The organism is Streptococcus infantis (assembly GCF_047464155.1).
GTDB classification, from domain to species: Bacteria; Bacillota; Bacilli; order Lactobacillales; family Streptococcaceae; genus Streptococcus; species Streptococcus infantis_U.
Genome location: NZ_JASHCL010000003.1, coordinates 310,273 through 325,444, shown reverse-complemented (window position 1 = coordinate 325,444; position 15,172 = coordinate 310,273). Strand labels below are relative to the sequence as shown.

Genomic DNA, 15,172 nt, shown 5'->3' with positions numbered 1-15,172 from the left:
CCTACCTTTCTATCAGATTGAACTTAGCACCAGACCAAGGTTTGAGTTCGTTTGTAAACGAATAACTCGGAGCCGTTCTATCACCAACGTAGAACGTTTTTGTTGTTTGACCATGTATTGGATCCGGATAAGACACCGCAAAGAATTCAGGAGCTACGGCATTTAAAATCTGGCTCATTTCACCTTGAGTCAGCATGCCCCATTCACAGTCCAATTTGCGTTTGGTCGTGATACGGTCACGCACCATGTCTCCGTTTGCGTTACGCCCTGTTTCTCCGTCGATATCCTGGATACCGACCTGAAAAGATTTGGGAGGCTTAACAGCCACCCCATTGATAATTAAGCGTGCCATTTTACCTCCCTTTAAATGTTAAGCAAGACTTGTCCTGCACGTTCCTGTTCTCTATTGATTTCTTGAATGGCCACACGACCAAACTCATGGCCACCGATTTGAATAACGATGTCACCACTGCCACTGAAGCCGCTTGACTGTGTCAAGTTACCACCTAGAGCGTTGACTACGGCACCGCCTACGATACGACCCATGGTCTGCAAGAAGCCAGTGTTTTCAAGTGGCATAACAACCTCTTTACCAGCTTCACCAATCATGGCTACGGTAGGACTATCAACGATACCACCACGGGCCAAACGAGGAAGGCTGACATAACCAATGCTTCCTAGAGATACGCCAGGGATTTTGTTAATCATACCAATAACGCCATTGATCATGCTGATGAAGCCGTTGACTACATTCTCAATCGTTCCAAGCACTGCGTTAACTGCGCTTCTAAAGGCTCCACCTACTGCGCTACCGACTGCTTGACCTGCGTTAACAAAGATACTCTTGACAGTTGACCAAACGCCACTAAAGAAGCCTCCAATGCTACTAAATGCGTTAACCACTGCATTATAAGCGCTTGAGAAGATACTTCCAAACCAAGTAGCTACGTTAGCAAGTGCATTCGTGACGTCGTTCCATCTTTCGCCGAACCAAGTGCCGATATTAGCAAATATACCAGTAAGCCCATTCCAAGCTTTCTGGAACATATCTGTGAACCAGGTGCCGATGTTTGAAAGTGCAGTTTTCACTTCCGCCCAGCGGTCACCGAACCATGTTGCCAAATCCGTGAAAATGGCAACAATTCCATCCCATGCAGCTTGAAACACGCCAGCGAACCATTCTCCGAGAGGTGTGAAGATAGCCACAATACCATCCCAAATTCCTTGGAAGATTGCTACAATCGTATCCCAGATAACTTTCAAAACTGCTACTGTTAAATCTAACAATCCAGTTAAGATTGTAGACAAGATGCTCATGATAGCATCGCCCGTTTCGGTGAAACCATCAAAAATCTTACTCATATCACTCGTAAGAATACCTGTGATGATATCAAACACACCCTTAACAAAGTCAGCTATTCCTCCCAAAATATCTGCAGCAGTATTAAATAATACACGGAAGACTTCTCCGATATATTCAAGAGTTGGAGCTAGAACTTTCGTTAATTGTTCAACAATAAAGCTGATAACTGGTGCTAAATAAGCATTGATGACTTGTGACATTTCTTGGAAGCTAGCGACCATGTCCAAAATCTTTTGAATCAATGGTGAAATGTGCTTACCGATTGTATCAGCGAAACCTTGGCCGATTTTCTTGATGACCGGTTGGATATGATTGTTCCATCCTTTTACAAATACGCTAACAAAACCAGATATAGCCTTAGTTGATGATTCAATCGACGGTCTAATATAATTATCATACACACGACTGATTGAGTCGACCATATCATTAATTGCTTGTTCTGCACTCTCGAAAATCGGAGCGATGTCAGACAAAGTATTTGAGAAAATCTCAGCAATGCCAGGCATGTTATCTGTAACAATTCGCTCGATACCTTTCATAAGGTCGCCACCAAACTTGTAGCTAATCTCTACAATACTTGAACGAATCGCTAAAATAGACGACACAACCGAACTTCCAATACGAATAGCACCAGTCGATGTAATGACATCGTAGAAGCCGTCTGCGAACGCTTGAGCGATGTTTCCGGCCGAGGCAAACATATTACCCGTGTTCTCAAATTCCGCCACCAGAGCGCGGATGATGCGCTCTTTTTGGCGCCCTAGACCATTTGCGATGCTTTCAGCAAGGAAAACACCGATACCAACTCCGACCGTACCGATAGAACCCACAATCTGCCCTAGTGCATAAGCGATTTTCTTAGTCATGCCATTGAAGGCATTAACGACCCGTGGATCAGTAGCGATTTCTTCAAGTGTCGTCTTGATTTGACCAAGACCAATCTTGATACGTTCTAAACCTTCAGCTCTGAATGCAGCAGTGAAACCTTTGCTAAAGAGGTCAGATAGTCCTTTCAGCTTGTTTCCTAAACCGTCAAAAATGCTCTTGAATTGATTGTCCATGTCGGTTAGAGCAACTTCTGGCAAGATATCTTTGAAAGGTCCGCCACCGCCTCCCTTTCCTTTCTTACCTTTGCCTCCACCACCGCCACCTTTACCTTTTCCAGCTCCGTCTCCGTCGTCAGGGTCGTCTTTTTTGTTTAAAAGGTTAATCTCGTCAAATCCCATTAGACCAAGTAATTCCTTAACGGCTTTTTTAGCTGACTTGGCTGTATCGTCGAGGTTATCGGCCATACCACCTGAAGCATCATCTGCGTCACCCATGGCATCTGCTAGGTCGCCTGCACCGCCTGCTGCATCTTGCAATGAACCATTCATGTCATTGACTGCTCCAGCTACACCACCGTCTTTTACAGTCGCTTTTTTGTTAAACATCAAAGCGATAAATTCGGCCAATTTAGCAGTAACATTCTTCAGCACCATAGCGAACGAGTTCAAGACTGGCATGACTGCGTTCACGATTGGTAAGAATGCGTTCCCTACGTTAAGTGCGGCATCTTTCAGCAATGATTTAAACAAGCTGATTCGTCCGTTGACCGATTGGGACAAGGTTGTACCATATTTGGCGGTCGCTTGTTCCAGGATAGCCATAAGTCGAATCTGTTGTTGCGTTTGGTAATCGAGTTGGTCCCAGCTTTGACCATTTGCAAAACGCTTGAAAGCCTCAGTGGACTCAATCATAGCTACTCCAACGTTGATTCCTAGGTCCTCAATTGCTTCGGTGTTCCCTAGCAAACCAGAGCGAATACGCTCCATGACATCTGTAATGCTACGACCTGAACCTTCAGCTACAACTGCAGATGTCTGAAGCATCTTAGCAGTGTAGGCGCTCAGCTTGTTTGAGTCTTTGATAAAACCAGAAAATAGATTTGAATATACCGCCCCGTATTTTGTCGCTTCACCAACGCCCATATTCATAGCATTTGCGTTGTCATTTACCCATTTTAAGAATGTCTGCGAGCTCTCACCCATTTGGCGCTTGATTTGGTTGACTGATGCCGTGACTTCAAGAGCCATCTGCGTAGAGTACATGCCGACATCTAACAATTTCTTACCAAGATAAGCAAAACCAGCGAATTTAGCTAATTTACCAAAAACGCCTAGCATGGATCCTGACTGAGTTTTGATTTTGTTAGTTGACTCTTGCACCTTACCAGATGCATCTTTGACCCTGTTCTCTACTTCTTTCATTTTATTTTTGAAAGGCGCAATTTCAGCATCGATCATAACCTTGAGCTCATCAAGAGTAACTCCCATTTATTCTCCTTTCGTCTTAAATTTCCTGTTGTGACTTTCAGCAAACATGCGCATGCATTCTTTATGCAATTGCATTTCTTCTTGTTGCCTTGCCTTCTCGACTTGTTCTCTCTCTTCCTGGAATAATTCAGGCGCATAGTCCCAAACCTCAAGCGGTTTAGCATCTTTCGAGAGTAACAAAGAAACATTATTAGCAATCATTTGCGAAAGCCTGTACGACTCAATAATTTTGTCTTTTTGTTTTTGGATCCTAACACGGTTGTAACTTTCAATCAGGTCTCTGATTTCAAGAACCGTTAAATCCCAAAAAACGAGAGGCTCCCCCCCAATGTCTAGAAACATAGGGTAAAGCCTCTCAACCATTTCAGTTATAGATGTAACTGTAGTCTGTTCTACTCGACTACTTCCAGTTTGGTTTTCTTGGGAGCTTTCTTCTTGCTTGGTTTCTCCCGTGGCATAAAACCCGAAACTTGGAGCAATGGCAAGATAACATCCGCCATGAACGCTGCCTGGTCTCCACCATTATCGACATACTCGTCGTAAAGGTCAGATGTATCTTCAAATGAAATACCGTGCTCGTATTTTTGAAGCGCTCCATGAGTTAAGAGCAACATCACCTTTAAAGGAGGTAATGTGAAAGTTTCACCTTCTTCAGGCATAAATACCTTGAGCAAGTTTGCTCCAATTTTTTCTTCAACTTTAGTCCCTTGCAAGGAAGTAAGGCGGAGTTTCAACTCCTTGTCCTCGCTGACCTTCCATGTCGTATATGGTAGAGCCATCTAATTAACCTCCAATTCCGTCTGTGAATTCAAGTTCAGATTGTAGTGCAATTTTAAGAGTAAACTCAATAACAGAGTTCACACCACCACCGCCAAGTTTGACAGATACCTGTCCTTCAAATTTGACCTTGGTGTTGTCTGGGTAGGTTTGTTCAAAGAAGAGCTTAGTTTTGTTGTCTGCTGCGTTACGCAAAACACGGTAAGGAGCATCTGCCCCGTCGTTTTTATAAGCGAATTTGTATTCAAGCTCCCCAGCATCGCCAATACCGAACTCATATTTTTTAACCTTGTCTTCAAGGGTGGTATTTTCAACCTTTTCAGGTTCAATACCGAATTCAGGTACTTCTTTTAGTCCTGCAAGTTTGGTATAAGTTCCTTTAGCTGTTCCATAAGACAGCGTAATTCCATTTGCTAACATGTATTAATTCTCCATTCTGTATTGATAAACAAGCTCAGAGTCAAGGTCGACAATACCTTCAAATCTCATCAATTTATGCCTCAAATGAGAGGGGTCAGGGATATCTTGACTTTCAATCCTACGCAGGCCTAATGAAGCGAAAATCTCATTGATTTTAACTGCAAGGTTGCTAGTGCTATCATTATCGAAGATATCAACCTTATAGCGAATTGATGTTTTTTGTTCCTTATCGTCGAACCAGTCGCCTGGCTTGTTTTGTTCTTCCAAAAAAATAACGACTGGGAAGTGCTCCCAATCGCTCGGATAAGTGTCGGTCACATTATCTGCGACCTTCTGCAATTCTTTAAAAATAACTGGCTTAATATTAATCATCTTATCTGTTCTCTAATCTTTCTACTAACGTATTTTGAAATGTTGTTTGATATACGGTCGTGATTGTCTTTCAAGGCAGGATACAAGTACGGTTGCGCTGGCTGACCGTACATCTTGTAGAACTCTCCCATTTTTTGGAAGTGATACTTTCCTACGTCAATCTGGTCTTCATGCACGAACCAAGGCGTGGAGCGATAAGACACGTTCACGTCAGGAGAAATCCCAGCGTGGCTAGCTAGTCCTTTTGGACCAGTTCCGAGCTCAACATATGGAGCATAGTGTAGATTTGTGTAAACCTCACCAAAAACTCGGTCCCCCTCAACTTTAACCCTTGCTTTGATACTGTTTCTTAGTTCGCCTTCATTCGATGGCGCTCTTAGTTTAGCATCTGCCTGGACAATGGTCTTAGATGCATGCAAGACTGCTTGACTAGTAATATCGGTCGCTTTTGCACCGTACAATTTACGACATTTAGCTATGAGGCTATCTGCCCCTAGAAGCTCTGACACGTTCTACCTCCAAAACTTGATGTTGACTGTATACTTTCTTTGAAATAACCCGATGCGTGACTTCTGTCTTGCTTTCGATACAAACGCCATCTTTGACGTTGATATTCGCATCCTTGCTCGCGTTCGCATTAAGGATATCATTCAAGCGTTCACCGTAAATCTCAGATTGTAGTTTGCTACTCGCTGGCCATAATTCAAGCCGAACTTCTTCAACCGCTTCAGTGTACCCTTCCTTAGCGATTCCCTCATCTGTCACGATTTTCTTGAACCGTTTGAGGTTATAAGGTTTCAGTCTATTCTTTTTCAAAAACATGGCCTGCCACCCTCGCTAAACGATGCATCCGAATACGTTGTAAAATGCCCGTAGACAATCCGTTTTCTCCGTAGGTAACAGATATACCGCCCTCGCTTCTTGACTGCTCTCCCTCGCTTCCTGAACGATTATAGAGCTCGATTACAAGCTCCGGAATAAGTCTTTCAAGCGCAGGTATTAGATTGTCTCGATTAGTTTCTGATAAAATGATATTTTCTGCCCGTAAAATCAAAGACGAGAGGACTGCTTCGTCGCTCTCGCCTGTCAATATTTTAAGTTTTCCAAGTTCCATAAGACCTCCTAATCTAAAGGAGTCGTCTCGTCTCCTTGTGCTTCGGTTTCTTCTTCGTCAATGACTTCAACTACATCTGCGATATCGACCGAGAACCCTTCCTTGAGATTGTGCGACAGTTCGTCAAAGCGTCCTTCTGTCATCTCAAAGATTTCGTTCTCTTGTCGAACTACATTAGCTTGCCAATCATTGAACGCTTGCTTGACTCTGACTTTCATGGGTCAAGCCTCGTTATTTAACCTTCCAGTTAGCTGAGTCAGAATCTGGTTTGTTGGTTGATCCAGTGATGTCTTTGATAGCAACATAGACTTTATCTTCATGAGTCACTGTGTCGCCTTTTTTGTAATCTGAACCAGACTTCCATGCTTTCGCACGATTCACTGTCTTACCTTGAGCTGACTCTTTAGCAGCAGGTTTAGCATTTGCAATTGTGATGATGTATTTTTGGAAATGTTCAAGAACATAAGCTCCAGTGTAAAGCAATTGCTCTACCAATTCACCAAATCGACCAGGCACGTTGTCGTTGTACTTAGTGTTGTCAATCTGAATTGGAGATGTCACAACACCAGGTGCTGCTGCAAGGGCGTGTACATTTGGCAAGAATTTAGAAGGTACTTTGTAGACTGTGTAGTCATCCAACTCACCAACGTATCCTTTACCAAGGACTTTTTTATCAGCATCACCTTGTGGCAAGCGTACGATTTCAGATTTGATAGCCTTGTAGAAGCTTGGAGTAACAAAGAGCAAACGTTCTTTAGTGATTCCAAGCTCATCCAATTTTTCAGAAACGTCAAGAACTGCATTGTAAGCGTTGTTTGCGCCTGCTGTGTTACCCATAACAACATTTTCGCTTACATTACCAAGTGCTGCATCAAAACGAAGTTTGTCAAGGTATGGAGCTACAACTTCAGCAGCTTGACGAGCGATTACATATTCGATATTTACTTGACCGTTTGAGTCACGTTCGTCCAACTTGTCAACGAAACGGCCCCAGTATTTTTCTTCATCAAGAGTGTAGACCTTTTCTTCAGTTTCAACGTAATCAAATTCGTTTTCTTGGTTACGTTTGTAGTCTTTAAGACCAGTTGTGTTTCCTGTTGCAACAGTGAATGAGCGACCGTCAAGAGTTACTGCTTCGCTTGGTGTCAAGAGTGGTGTTGCGTATGAATTCACCGCAAGAACATCTTCAATAATTCCAAGATGGCGCTTGCGTGATTCTGCTGTGTTAATTGATTCAAATGCCATTTATATTTACCTCATTTTTTTATTTTTTTAGTGCAAAAAGTCTTTTTTCCATTTTTCTACAACTTCTTGCTGATTTGTTGGCGCAGTCTTGATAGGTGCGCTACCCTTCATTCGGTCAGATACACCTTTCTGGACTGCATCCTCCCAAGTTTTCTGAATGCTTGCGACTGATTCAGTCACAGCTTCAGCGTTTGACAAATCAACCACGTTTACTAATTCAACTGGTAAGCCACGTTCACTTAACATTGCCTTAGCTTCTGCGGTCAATTCCTTACGAGCAATAGCTTGTTCACGATTGGCTAGTTCTTGCTCACGCTGATCTAACTGATATTTTTGTTTCTCGTCAGCGTTCATTTTAGCAAGCTTCTTAGCTTCGTTTTCCTTAGCTTCTTGCTCTGATTTCCACTTAGCAAACTTCTTGTTGATGATTTCATCAACTTCTGCGTCTGTGTACTTCTTCTCGTCTTGCGGTTGTTTCTCGATAGTAGGTTCTGCAGGTACCTCTGGTACTTCAACCGTTTCGACTGTTTGTGTTTCTTCGTTCATTACGAACCTCCTATTTTTAAAGTCGTCCCCGACTGTATAATTCCATGGCTTTTTATGTCTTCAATGCTCGGACAATAAGAAAACCGTATAGGTTATATACGGTTAGAAATGCGATATAGATAGCAGTCTATTCCTGCGAGTCAAGATGTCGGATCACCTACTTTCTTTTCTTAAGCTCTTTGTTTAAATTTTTGATAAACAAAAAGATAAAAGATACCAGTGGTATAAATATCAACCACCCTAAAGCAATTAGCACCCATTCCCAAATAAACATGCGCCCCTCCTTTCTGAGCACGAAAAAAGCACTTAGATTTCTCTAGGTGCTTAATAAATTCTGTCGTCGTAATCAATCGGTTTTTCAAACGCTTCATTTTTCTTAATGCACGAATCCACGACTGAATTATATTTCGAAATAGCTTCCTCGTCTACCTCGAAAGGGATTATCAAATACACAGGAAAATCTTCACCAAAATGACTATTGTATCTCTCACTGATTTCTTTGAATTGATTATAAATTTTTTCATTCTTCCAAAAAAACATCCTGACCTCCTTACCAAACAATCGGCTTTTTGTTTTCTAATTTCAATTTTGAAATATCTTCAAATATCTTGTTGTATATTTTAACAGAATTTGGGAAAACTTTGTCATAAAACGTTTTTATTTCAGGGGTCATTTGTGCTTGAGTATATTCCGCAATAAATTCCATCCCTCGATGTGCTTTATTTTTCCAATACGAATCCGAATGATTGAAATTCTGGGAACCATATTCCGCACTTCGAAAAGAACTCATCATATCCGAAGCGAATGCACCAACCTCCGCATTCGCTTCGGGACGAATTTCCGGGTTTAATTTCTTTGCTAGTTCAAGTAATTCCGATTTAAAATCTCTTACTTTGGCTTGGCGAAGTTCAAAGAAGTTTCGTTTCTCATCTATAGACGCTCCTCTTTTGAGCTTCATATCCCCGAAAATATAATTATCCATATCTTTTTTTATGACATTGTACAAGTCATACTGACTGCTAAACGCTTTGGCTCCTAATTCTGGGGTGCCAAAATAACTTGCAACATTATCGATACCATGAGTCAATTCATGAAGAACGATTGAATGTGCCTTTTGATTAAATTCCTTGTTGTAAATAAAATCGCCTTTTGCCAAATTAATTTGTGTACCAGATACATGAGAAGACATTTCTTTTACTTTAGCAAAAGATAATTTATCTACTGAACCGTAGACAGAATTTACAAAATCATCATTCGGGAAGAAGCGCAATTCTCTTAAAAGAACTTGTGCATTTTCTTCTCCGAAAACATCAACAAAATTCGTCGTTCTAAGTCTCTCTTCTATACGTGAAACTAAATCACGACGAGTTTTAGGAACTTTGTTTTCTCGTTCTTCTAAAAGTTTTCTCTCTGCTTCTGCCTGTAATTCTTTTTGTTTAGCTTTTAGCTTCTCTTGCTCTTCGACCCACTCATAATATTTCATAAGATCGTCAAAATCAAGATTGTTAATTTCTTCTGGGGTAAGTTTAGAAAAGTCAATCTTAACAACGTCCTTATCGGCTACATACTTATCATACCATTCTTTATAACTCATATCAGCAGGTACGTACTCGACCTTTCCTGTTTCAGGATTTCTAGCCCTACGTTCTAACTTGCTGTAGTCGATATTATCATCGTGTGCGATAGTCGTAGACCTACACCAAGGATGTAAAGGTGGATAGTTCACGCCAGGAACAGCCTTGTCCGTATCGTAAACCTTGTTGTCGTGCTCCTGGCAAATGTGAGACGTGCGCTTGTCTAAAACCGCTACGAAGCGATACTTTGTAATCTCAGCATCTTCATAGCTGAGCAGTTCCATCTGATTATGAAAGAACGCTGATTCTGTTCGAACCAAGCGCCTAGCTTTGTTTTTGCCAACCTCAAAACGTTCAGCGATTGCTTGAGATGTATCTCTTACACTTCGGCCAGTCATAAGGCTTACCAAAAGCTCATCTTTCACACTTGAAGCGAGCTCCCCAGTATTTGACCATATTCTGTCCGAATAGGCCTCTCCCGTCCATTTTAGACCTTGTAGACGTTTGATTTCTGTTTCAGGTAAGTCGGAGAAGCTATAAGCAAGTCCTGTTTGCTGCTGCAAGTCAAAAGTAGCCTTGTAATAGCTATCCTTCATCAAGTCGCTGTAAAAGGCATCTGAGCCTTTCTTCTCAGAATGATAGATAGACTCACGCATCGAATCCAAGTCAGCGCTTAACCGTTCAAGTCGTTTCATGCGATAAGCGTAAGCCGGACTGTCCAAATCAGCCAGTAACCTTTGAATATTCGGGTCGTCCGGTCTTGCTTCAAGAACTTTGCGAAGTTCATTCAGGTCTTTTTGGTCCTTCGTGTTTTTCAAAACATGACGAGCATCACGCTCACTCAAACCGTAATCACGTTGAAACTTGTCAAAGATCTTGTTGATTTGTTTATCTAAATAAGCTTTTGACTCTTTGTAGACTTTATCAAACTTGTCTGCTTGCTTCTCTGCCTTGTCCATCTGCTCATAGATGAGATTAGCCTTCCTCTTGGTCCAATAGTCCTGGTTCTTCATCCGTCACCTCTTCGTCCGGCTTCGTGTTTGCCTGATTAAAGAATGGCACACGTTCCATGTTTTTTTCTTTCTCTTCTTCGAGGTCTTCCAATTCAGCGTCAGGATCTTCAACGAATGGCAAAAGAGAAATAAGCTGACGAAGCGACACCTTACCTTCCAGATTATTGATAACCTGTGACAATTCAAGCAAGTTCTTAGGCAAACCACGGCTAAATTGTGGCACGATTGAGTGTGCCTCAAAAGCAATCTGCTGCATACCTAAATAATGAGCAAAAATGCTGATACGTTGACGAATACCACGTTTGTAATTCGCTTCCTTGGTCTTAGTAATCATCTCAAGACCTAGCAGCTTAAATTCCATAGCTACGCCCGAGCTATTACCTGCAAAGTTTTCATCTGTCAGATTCGGCACATGGCTGAATGTGTAGATGTCTTCCTTCAATGCCTTGCGCAAGATTTCAGTAGCGTTCTCGTCCAGGGCATTCTTCAAGAAATCAGCTTTGGCATCTGTTGGCAACTCCAAAAGTCCTTCTTCAGCAAGGATGCTCATTGCTTCTCTGGCATCTTCCGGGTTATCAGCCAATTGTGCACCGTACAATACGAGAATAGATTCGACTGCTTGTTCTTTGTCATTTACACGATTACCCATCAACGAGTTGTAAGCATCAATCAAGCTAATCTGTTGTTCATAATCACCAATTGCAAAGTGGTTGTTTCGATATTCGATAATCGGAACCTGACCAAGATTATGAGGTTCTACTTGTTCATTCTGTGTTGTTCCTGTGCTTGAATCACGCAGCACAATGTGGTAATGCAGATTTTGAGTAAAGACTTCCGCTTGATACTTGGTAGCATCCTTTGTATCATCCTTGATTTCGTAGTAGTACACTGCAAAGAGAACCTTGCGTTCGATACTATCATCGTAAACCAGGAATACATTCTCGGGATCTACACTAGTCGAATCAAGTTCAGTCAGTCCTTCTTTTGCGTAGATGTATTCATAAGCGCGACCATAGATAGACATGTTCAATGCATTCTGTGTGTCGACCTGGTCAATTTCGGCGCCATCAAATGCCACCAACAATGATTCGATATCGCCATCCGCAGTGTTGTTATACTTAACAGCGTTGCCCATAAAGTAACCTGTGGCCGTGTCTGCAATGTCCTTCGCATGATTTGCTACTGTTTTAAAGTTCGGAGCGTTCTTATTTCGTCGCTCATGATTTAAAATAGCATGTTCACCAAGGTAGTAGCTTTTAAGTTCCTTCAAGCGTTGGCGTTCTTGTGTGTGTTTCTGAATCAGCTTGTAAATCAATTCTTTACTCAAAGCTGTTTCATCGTATCCCTCTCTCGGATAAGTTAAAATCTGATACATTTAATTCCTTTCTATAAACCAAAATCTGACCGTCTGCGGACAGTAGCTTTGACACCTTCAATACATTGAAGACTATATCGTAGCGCGTCCATCAAGTGGTTGTTCTTATCTTCTGGCTTGTTTAACCAATTGCCTTCTTTATCCCGCTGATAGCAGTAACTATAAAATTCATCCATGATATGTTCACAACTTGGATGCACATAAATAGCGTATCCTTGCAATTTGGATACACCTGCCATGATACTATCCTTTCCTTTCCTGCTTTCTTTTATTCGAGATATGCCATGCTCTGACCTAAGCTCTTCAATCAGCCGAGACTCTGCACTATCTGCGATGATTGTAGAGCGATGATACCCTTTGTTCTTTATCATCTTAGCGACTTCCTTGGTTATCAGACCGACTCTGTACGCTTCGTCAAAGATGTGTATTTCTTTTGTTTTGTCGTTTATCAACGAGCAACACAAAGCGGTTGGATCGTGAGTGAAACCAAAGTCAAGGCCGATGCACAACTTGTTGTCGGGATTTTGAAGAAGCTCATCTTTGTCAAACTCCTTGACGGTCACGTTGTTGTAGATTAAACCTTCAGCAACACCCCACTCACCGTCGCAGACGATTCTCGCACGCCTTGGATTCGTGTGATACAAATCCTCATAGCGTTTGATATCGACTTCATCAAGCCACTCGTTGCATCGATAGGTAGTCGTCATCGAAAGTGTATCGGCTCGTCTAGTCTCTTCGTCAAAAAAGACGCGTTTGAGCCAATGCCTCTCGTTCCACGGGTTAAACGTGACTGTGATTTGTTTAAAGAAATCAGGAACATCTAAGCTACCACGAATAGACTCAACGACCGTACTGAACTTATCTTCAGTTTCGATTTGATACGCTTCTTCAAACCATGCCCAACATAAGATACCTACATCAACCGTGATAGATGTGATTTTAAGTTCATCATCCAAACCGCGGAAGAGAATCTTCTGACCTGTCTCCTTGACGGTTATCTCAGGCAACGACTCATTGAATTTGAACTTATGAGCGACTTTTAGTTGGTTAGCTGCCCACTTAAAATCCGTGTAGGTCGATTGCTTGTTCGTGTTTGAGTATCTACGAATAACAAGCAAGTTAGCCCAGGGATATTTCAAAATACGGGTAACATAATTCAAAGCAGTCGTCTTCGACTTCTTCGAACCACGGGACCCTTTGACGACACGATAAAGATTTCTCGATCGCCAGAACTGCCCATATCCAGCTCCTACCATCTTCGGTAGGTCTACAACAATATCGTTCTGTTTAATCTGGTATGTCTGACTCATTCGCAAACACCACCGTTCCAGAAACGTCTGCCTCTACTTTATCAGTCCAAAGTCTGTGACGTTTTCCTAAAAGTTCAGCAGCTTTAATTCTATCTTTAGCTCCGACATCGATATCAATAACTTGTTGTCCAAGTTCGCCGATACTACAGAGGGTCTGTTCTTGAGTCTCCCCTCGCATTACTGAAGTTAGATAACCTAAGACCTCTTGCTGATCTGCAATCTTTTCAGAATCAAGCTGTTTCAGTCGCTCATCTATATAGGTTTTAATCTTAGGATTCTTTAGTAATTTGTGACCTTCAACACCTGCCACTCTATCACTAGAAGCGCGATAACCCGCTTTCTTATAAGATTCAGTCGCATTACCTGAGATGATGTACTCATCTGCAAACTTCTTTTGTTTTATCGTTAAATCATTCAATTTTCCATCACCTCCACTTCTTAAAAATCAAAAAGCCACACGTATGTGTGACTTCATTAAGACCTCTCATGAGAATAGTGTGATTTGCGCCCACTGGCATCCATGCCGATGTCGACGAATCGGCTTATGCAAGGTCTAGAACCTTATCTCTCCTATGAGAGACCTGTTATTCCCAAAGTAAATAGACGGTAACTGAAATGAAACAAAATAAGGAGGCAAATCTCCGTGAAACGTTATCTCGTACCGTCTATTCGATACTATCATAATAACACTTTAAAACTATCATTTACTATCATTACTATCAAACATTTTAGAAAGTTTGACTAGAGATTTGTCTCTGGCTCGTTGGATAGTAGCTAGACTGCAATTTAGTTTTCTTTCCACTTGATTCCAAGATAAGCCATCGATATAAAGTAAGCGCATCACAATATTCTCTACTGGGTCATCAAGGTCTTCGATGGCTTTAATCAATTCCTCTTGTTCTTTATATAATAGCTCGATTTCATGATAAAGTTCTGCGATACGATCAATAGCCTTGATATTCATTTCTTCTGTTCGATTATCATTACTTGGACTTTTTGGCATACCATCGAAACTTTGCCCTTTAACAATGCCAGCTCTTAGATTGATAATTTCATAATGCAAGGATTGGATTTTAATATTTTTAAACTTTAACTTCTTAAGTTCCTTCTCAATAGTTTTTCCCAAACTTCCACCTCCATTCCAAAGTACGAGCAGATATCTTCCAATGCGCATCTGGATGGAATCTTTCCTAACTCCCAGCTTACGATAGAATCTCTACTATATCCCAGTTCATGACTCAATTCTGTTTGTGTCATTCCCAACTCACTACGTCTTTTCTTTAATTCTTCTGCGAATGGGTTTGTTTTCTTTTTCAAAAACAAATGCGGATCAAAGTCTAACTCTTCACATATAGTTAAAAGCTTACTATCCGTTGGTTGTACGATTCCTTTTTCCCAGTAATGAACTACTTCAGGCGATACTCCAAGGTGTCTGGCTGCTTCAGTTTGGTTAAAATTATTAGATAATCTCCATGATTTGAATTGTTCTGCAAATGTTATTTTATTATTGGTCATTCTCCATTTCCTCAATCAACCAATCAAGGTTCTTTCTAGCCTTCTTCAAATCTTCAAGACCGTTCTTCTTCTGGAATCGGAGTAAATACTTGATAGCATTCCCCCAACACCATGCAGCCTTACCTGGCAAGTCGCCAATAAAGTTGTCAATTACTTCAATACTTTCGAGACCTTTTGAGCCTTGGTAGTGATTCGGTTTGTTTACGTTGTCATTTCTTTCAGGTTTCATTGTC

Annotated in this window: 20 protein-coding genes; all 20 read right to left on the bottom strand. The window is 41.4% G+C overall.

Features of this window, described 5'->3' with window-relative positions; translation table 11 throughout:
• Position 1 precedes the first annotated feature (1 nt).
• The 20 genes from QM810_RS07915 to QM810_RS07820 all read right to left on the bottom strand — a co-directional run bounded on the left by QM810_RS07915 (position 2) and on the right by QM810_RS07820 (position 15,168).
• Positions 2-352, bottom strand: coding sequence for a DUF6711 family protein (locus QM810_RS07915; protein ID WP_414254474.1), 351 nt, complete (start codon positions 350-352; stop codon positions 2-4).
• An 11-nt stretch (positions 353-363) separates the two neighbouring features.
• The gene (locus QM810_RS07910; RefSeq protein ID WP_414254473.1) at positions 364-3,678 is read right to left on the bottom strand and encodes a hypothetical protein; all 3,315 of its coding nucleotides are present in this window, start codon (positions 3,676-3,678) and stop codon (positions 364-366) included.
• The gene (locus tag QM810_RS07905) at positions 3,679-4,020 is read right to left on the bottom strand and encodes a hypothetical protein (RefSeq protein WP_414254472.1); all 342 of its coding nucleotides are present in this window, start codon (positions 4,018-4,020) and stop codon (positions 3,679-3,681) included. It abuts the gene before it with no gap.
• Between the two features lie 50 nt (positions 4,021-4,070).
• Positions 4,071-4,457: a DUF6096 family protein gene (locus QM810_RS07900; protein ID WP_414254471.1), complete on the bottom strand. Its 387-nt coding sequence runs from the start codon at positions 4,455-4,457 to the stop codon at positions 4,071-4,073.
• A gap of 4 nt (positions 4,458-4,461) precedes the next feature.
• Positions 4,462-4,875, bottom strand: a complete 414-nt coding sequence (locus tag QM810_RS07895; protein WP_414254470.1) for a phage tail tube protein — start codon at positions 4,873-4,875, stop codon at positions 4,462-4,464.
• A gap of 3 nt (positions 4,876-4,878) precedes the next feature.
• Complete coding sequence (locus QM810_RS07890) at positions 4,879-5,247, bottom strand: hypothetical protein (protein ID WP_414254469.1); 369 nt, start codon at positions 5,245-5,247, stop codon at positions 4,879-4,881.
• A complete protein-coding gene (locus QM810_RS07885; protein ID WP_414254468.1) occupies positions 5,244-5,756 on the bottom strand; it encodes an HK97-gp10 family putative phage morphogenesis protein in 513 nt (170 codons plus the stop codon). Before QM810_RS07885 ends, QM810_RS07890 begins: the two co-directional genes overlap by 4 nt.
• Entirely contained in the window at positions 5,731-6,069 is a 339-nt protein-coding gene (locus QM810_RS07880; RefSeq protein WP_414254467.1) for a hypothetical protein, read from the bottom strand. The genes QM810_RS07885 and QM810_RS07880 overlap by 26 nt, the downstream gene beginning before the upstream one ends.
• On the bottom strand, positions 6,050-6,361 hold the full coding sequence (locus QM810_RS07875) for a phage head-tail connector protein (protein ID WP_414254466.1): 312 nt from the start codon (positions 6,359-6,361) through the stop codon (positions 6,050-6,052). Before QM810_RS07875 ends, QM810_RS07880 begins: the two co-directional genes overlap by 20 nt.
• A gap of 8 nt (positions 6,362-6,369) precedes the next feature.
• On the bottom strand, positions 6,370-6,579 hold the full coding sequence (locus QM810_RS07870) for a hypothetical protein (protein ID WP_414254465.1): 210 nt from the start codon (positions 6,577-6,579) through the stop codon (positions 6,370-6,372).
• Positions 6,580-6,592: 13 nt separating this feature from the next.
• Complete coding sequence (locus QM810_RS07865; RefSeq protein WP_414254464.1) at positions 6,593-7,606, bottom strand: carbohydrate-binding protein; 1,014 nt, start codon at positions 7,604-7,606, stop codon at positions 6,593-6,595.
• A gap of 27 nt (positions 7,607-7,633) precedes the next feature.
• Positions 7,634-8,152 (bottom strand): DUF4355 domain-containing protein, encoded by a 519-nt coding sequence (locus QM810_RS07860; RefSeq protein WP_414254463.1) that lies wholly within the window; start codon positions 8,150-8,152, stop codon positions 7,634-7,636.
• Between the two features lie 324 nt (positions 8,153-8,476).
• Positions 8,477-8,692, bottom strand: coding sequence for a hypothetical protein (locus QM810_RS07855; RefSeq protein ID WP_414254462.1), 216 nt, complete (start codon positions 8,690-8,692; stop codon positions 8,477-8,479).
• A 10-nt stretch (positions 8,693-8,702) separates the two neighbouring features.
• Positions 8,703-10,739, bottom strand: coding sequence for a minor capsid protein (locus QM810_RS07850; RefSeq protein ID WP_414254461.1), 2,037 nt, complete (start codon positions 10,737-10,739; stop codon positions 8,703-8,705).
• Positions 10,702-12,114, bottom strand: coding sequence for a phage portal protein (locus QM810_RS07845; RefSeq protein ID WP_414254460.1), 1,413 nt, complete (start codon positions 12,112-12,114; stop codon positions 10,702-10,704). Before QM810_RS07845 ends, QM810_RS07850 begins: the two co-directional genes overlap by 38 nt.
• A gap of 11 nt (positions 12,115-12,125) precedes the next feature.
• On the bottom strand, positions 12,126-13,424 hold the full coding sequence (locus tag QM810_RS07840; protein ID WP_414254459.1) for a PBSX family phage terminase large subunit: 1,299 nt from the start codon (positions 13,422-13,424) through the stop codon (positions 12,126-12,128).
• On the bottom strand, positions 13,402-13,842 hold the full coding sequence (locus tag QM810_RS07835; protein ID WP_414254458.1) for a terminase small subunit: 441 nt from the start codon (positions 13,840-13,842) through the stop codon (positions 13,402-13,404). The genes QM810_RS07840 and QM810_RS07835 overlap by 23 nt, the downstream gene beginning before the upstream one ends.
• A 282-nt stretch (positions 13,843-14,124) precedes the next feature.
• Entirely contained in the window at positions 14,125-14,427 is a 303-nt protein-coding gene (locus QM810_RS07830; protein WP_414254457.1) for a DUF1492 domain-containing protein, read from the bottom strand.
• 86 nt (positions 14,428-14,513) lie between these two features.
• Positions 14,514-14,939 (bottom strand): helix-turn-helix domain-containing protein, encoded by a 426-nt coding sequence (locus QM810_RS07825; RefSeq protein WP_414254456.1) that lies wholly within the window; start codon positions 14,937-14,939, stop codon positions 14,514-14,516.
• The gene (locus QM810_RS07820) at positions 14,929-15,168 is read right to left on the bottom strand and encodes a DUF3310 domain-containing protein (RefSeq protein ID WP_414254455.1); all 240 of its coding nucleotides are present in this window, start codon (positions 15,166-15,168) and stop codon (positions 14,929-14,931) included. The genes QM810_RS07825 and QM810_RS07820 overlap by 11 nt, the downstream gene beginning before the upstream one ends.
• Positions 15,169-15,172 lie beyond the last annotated feature (4 nt).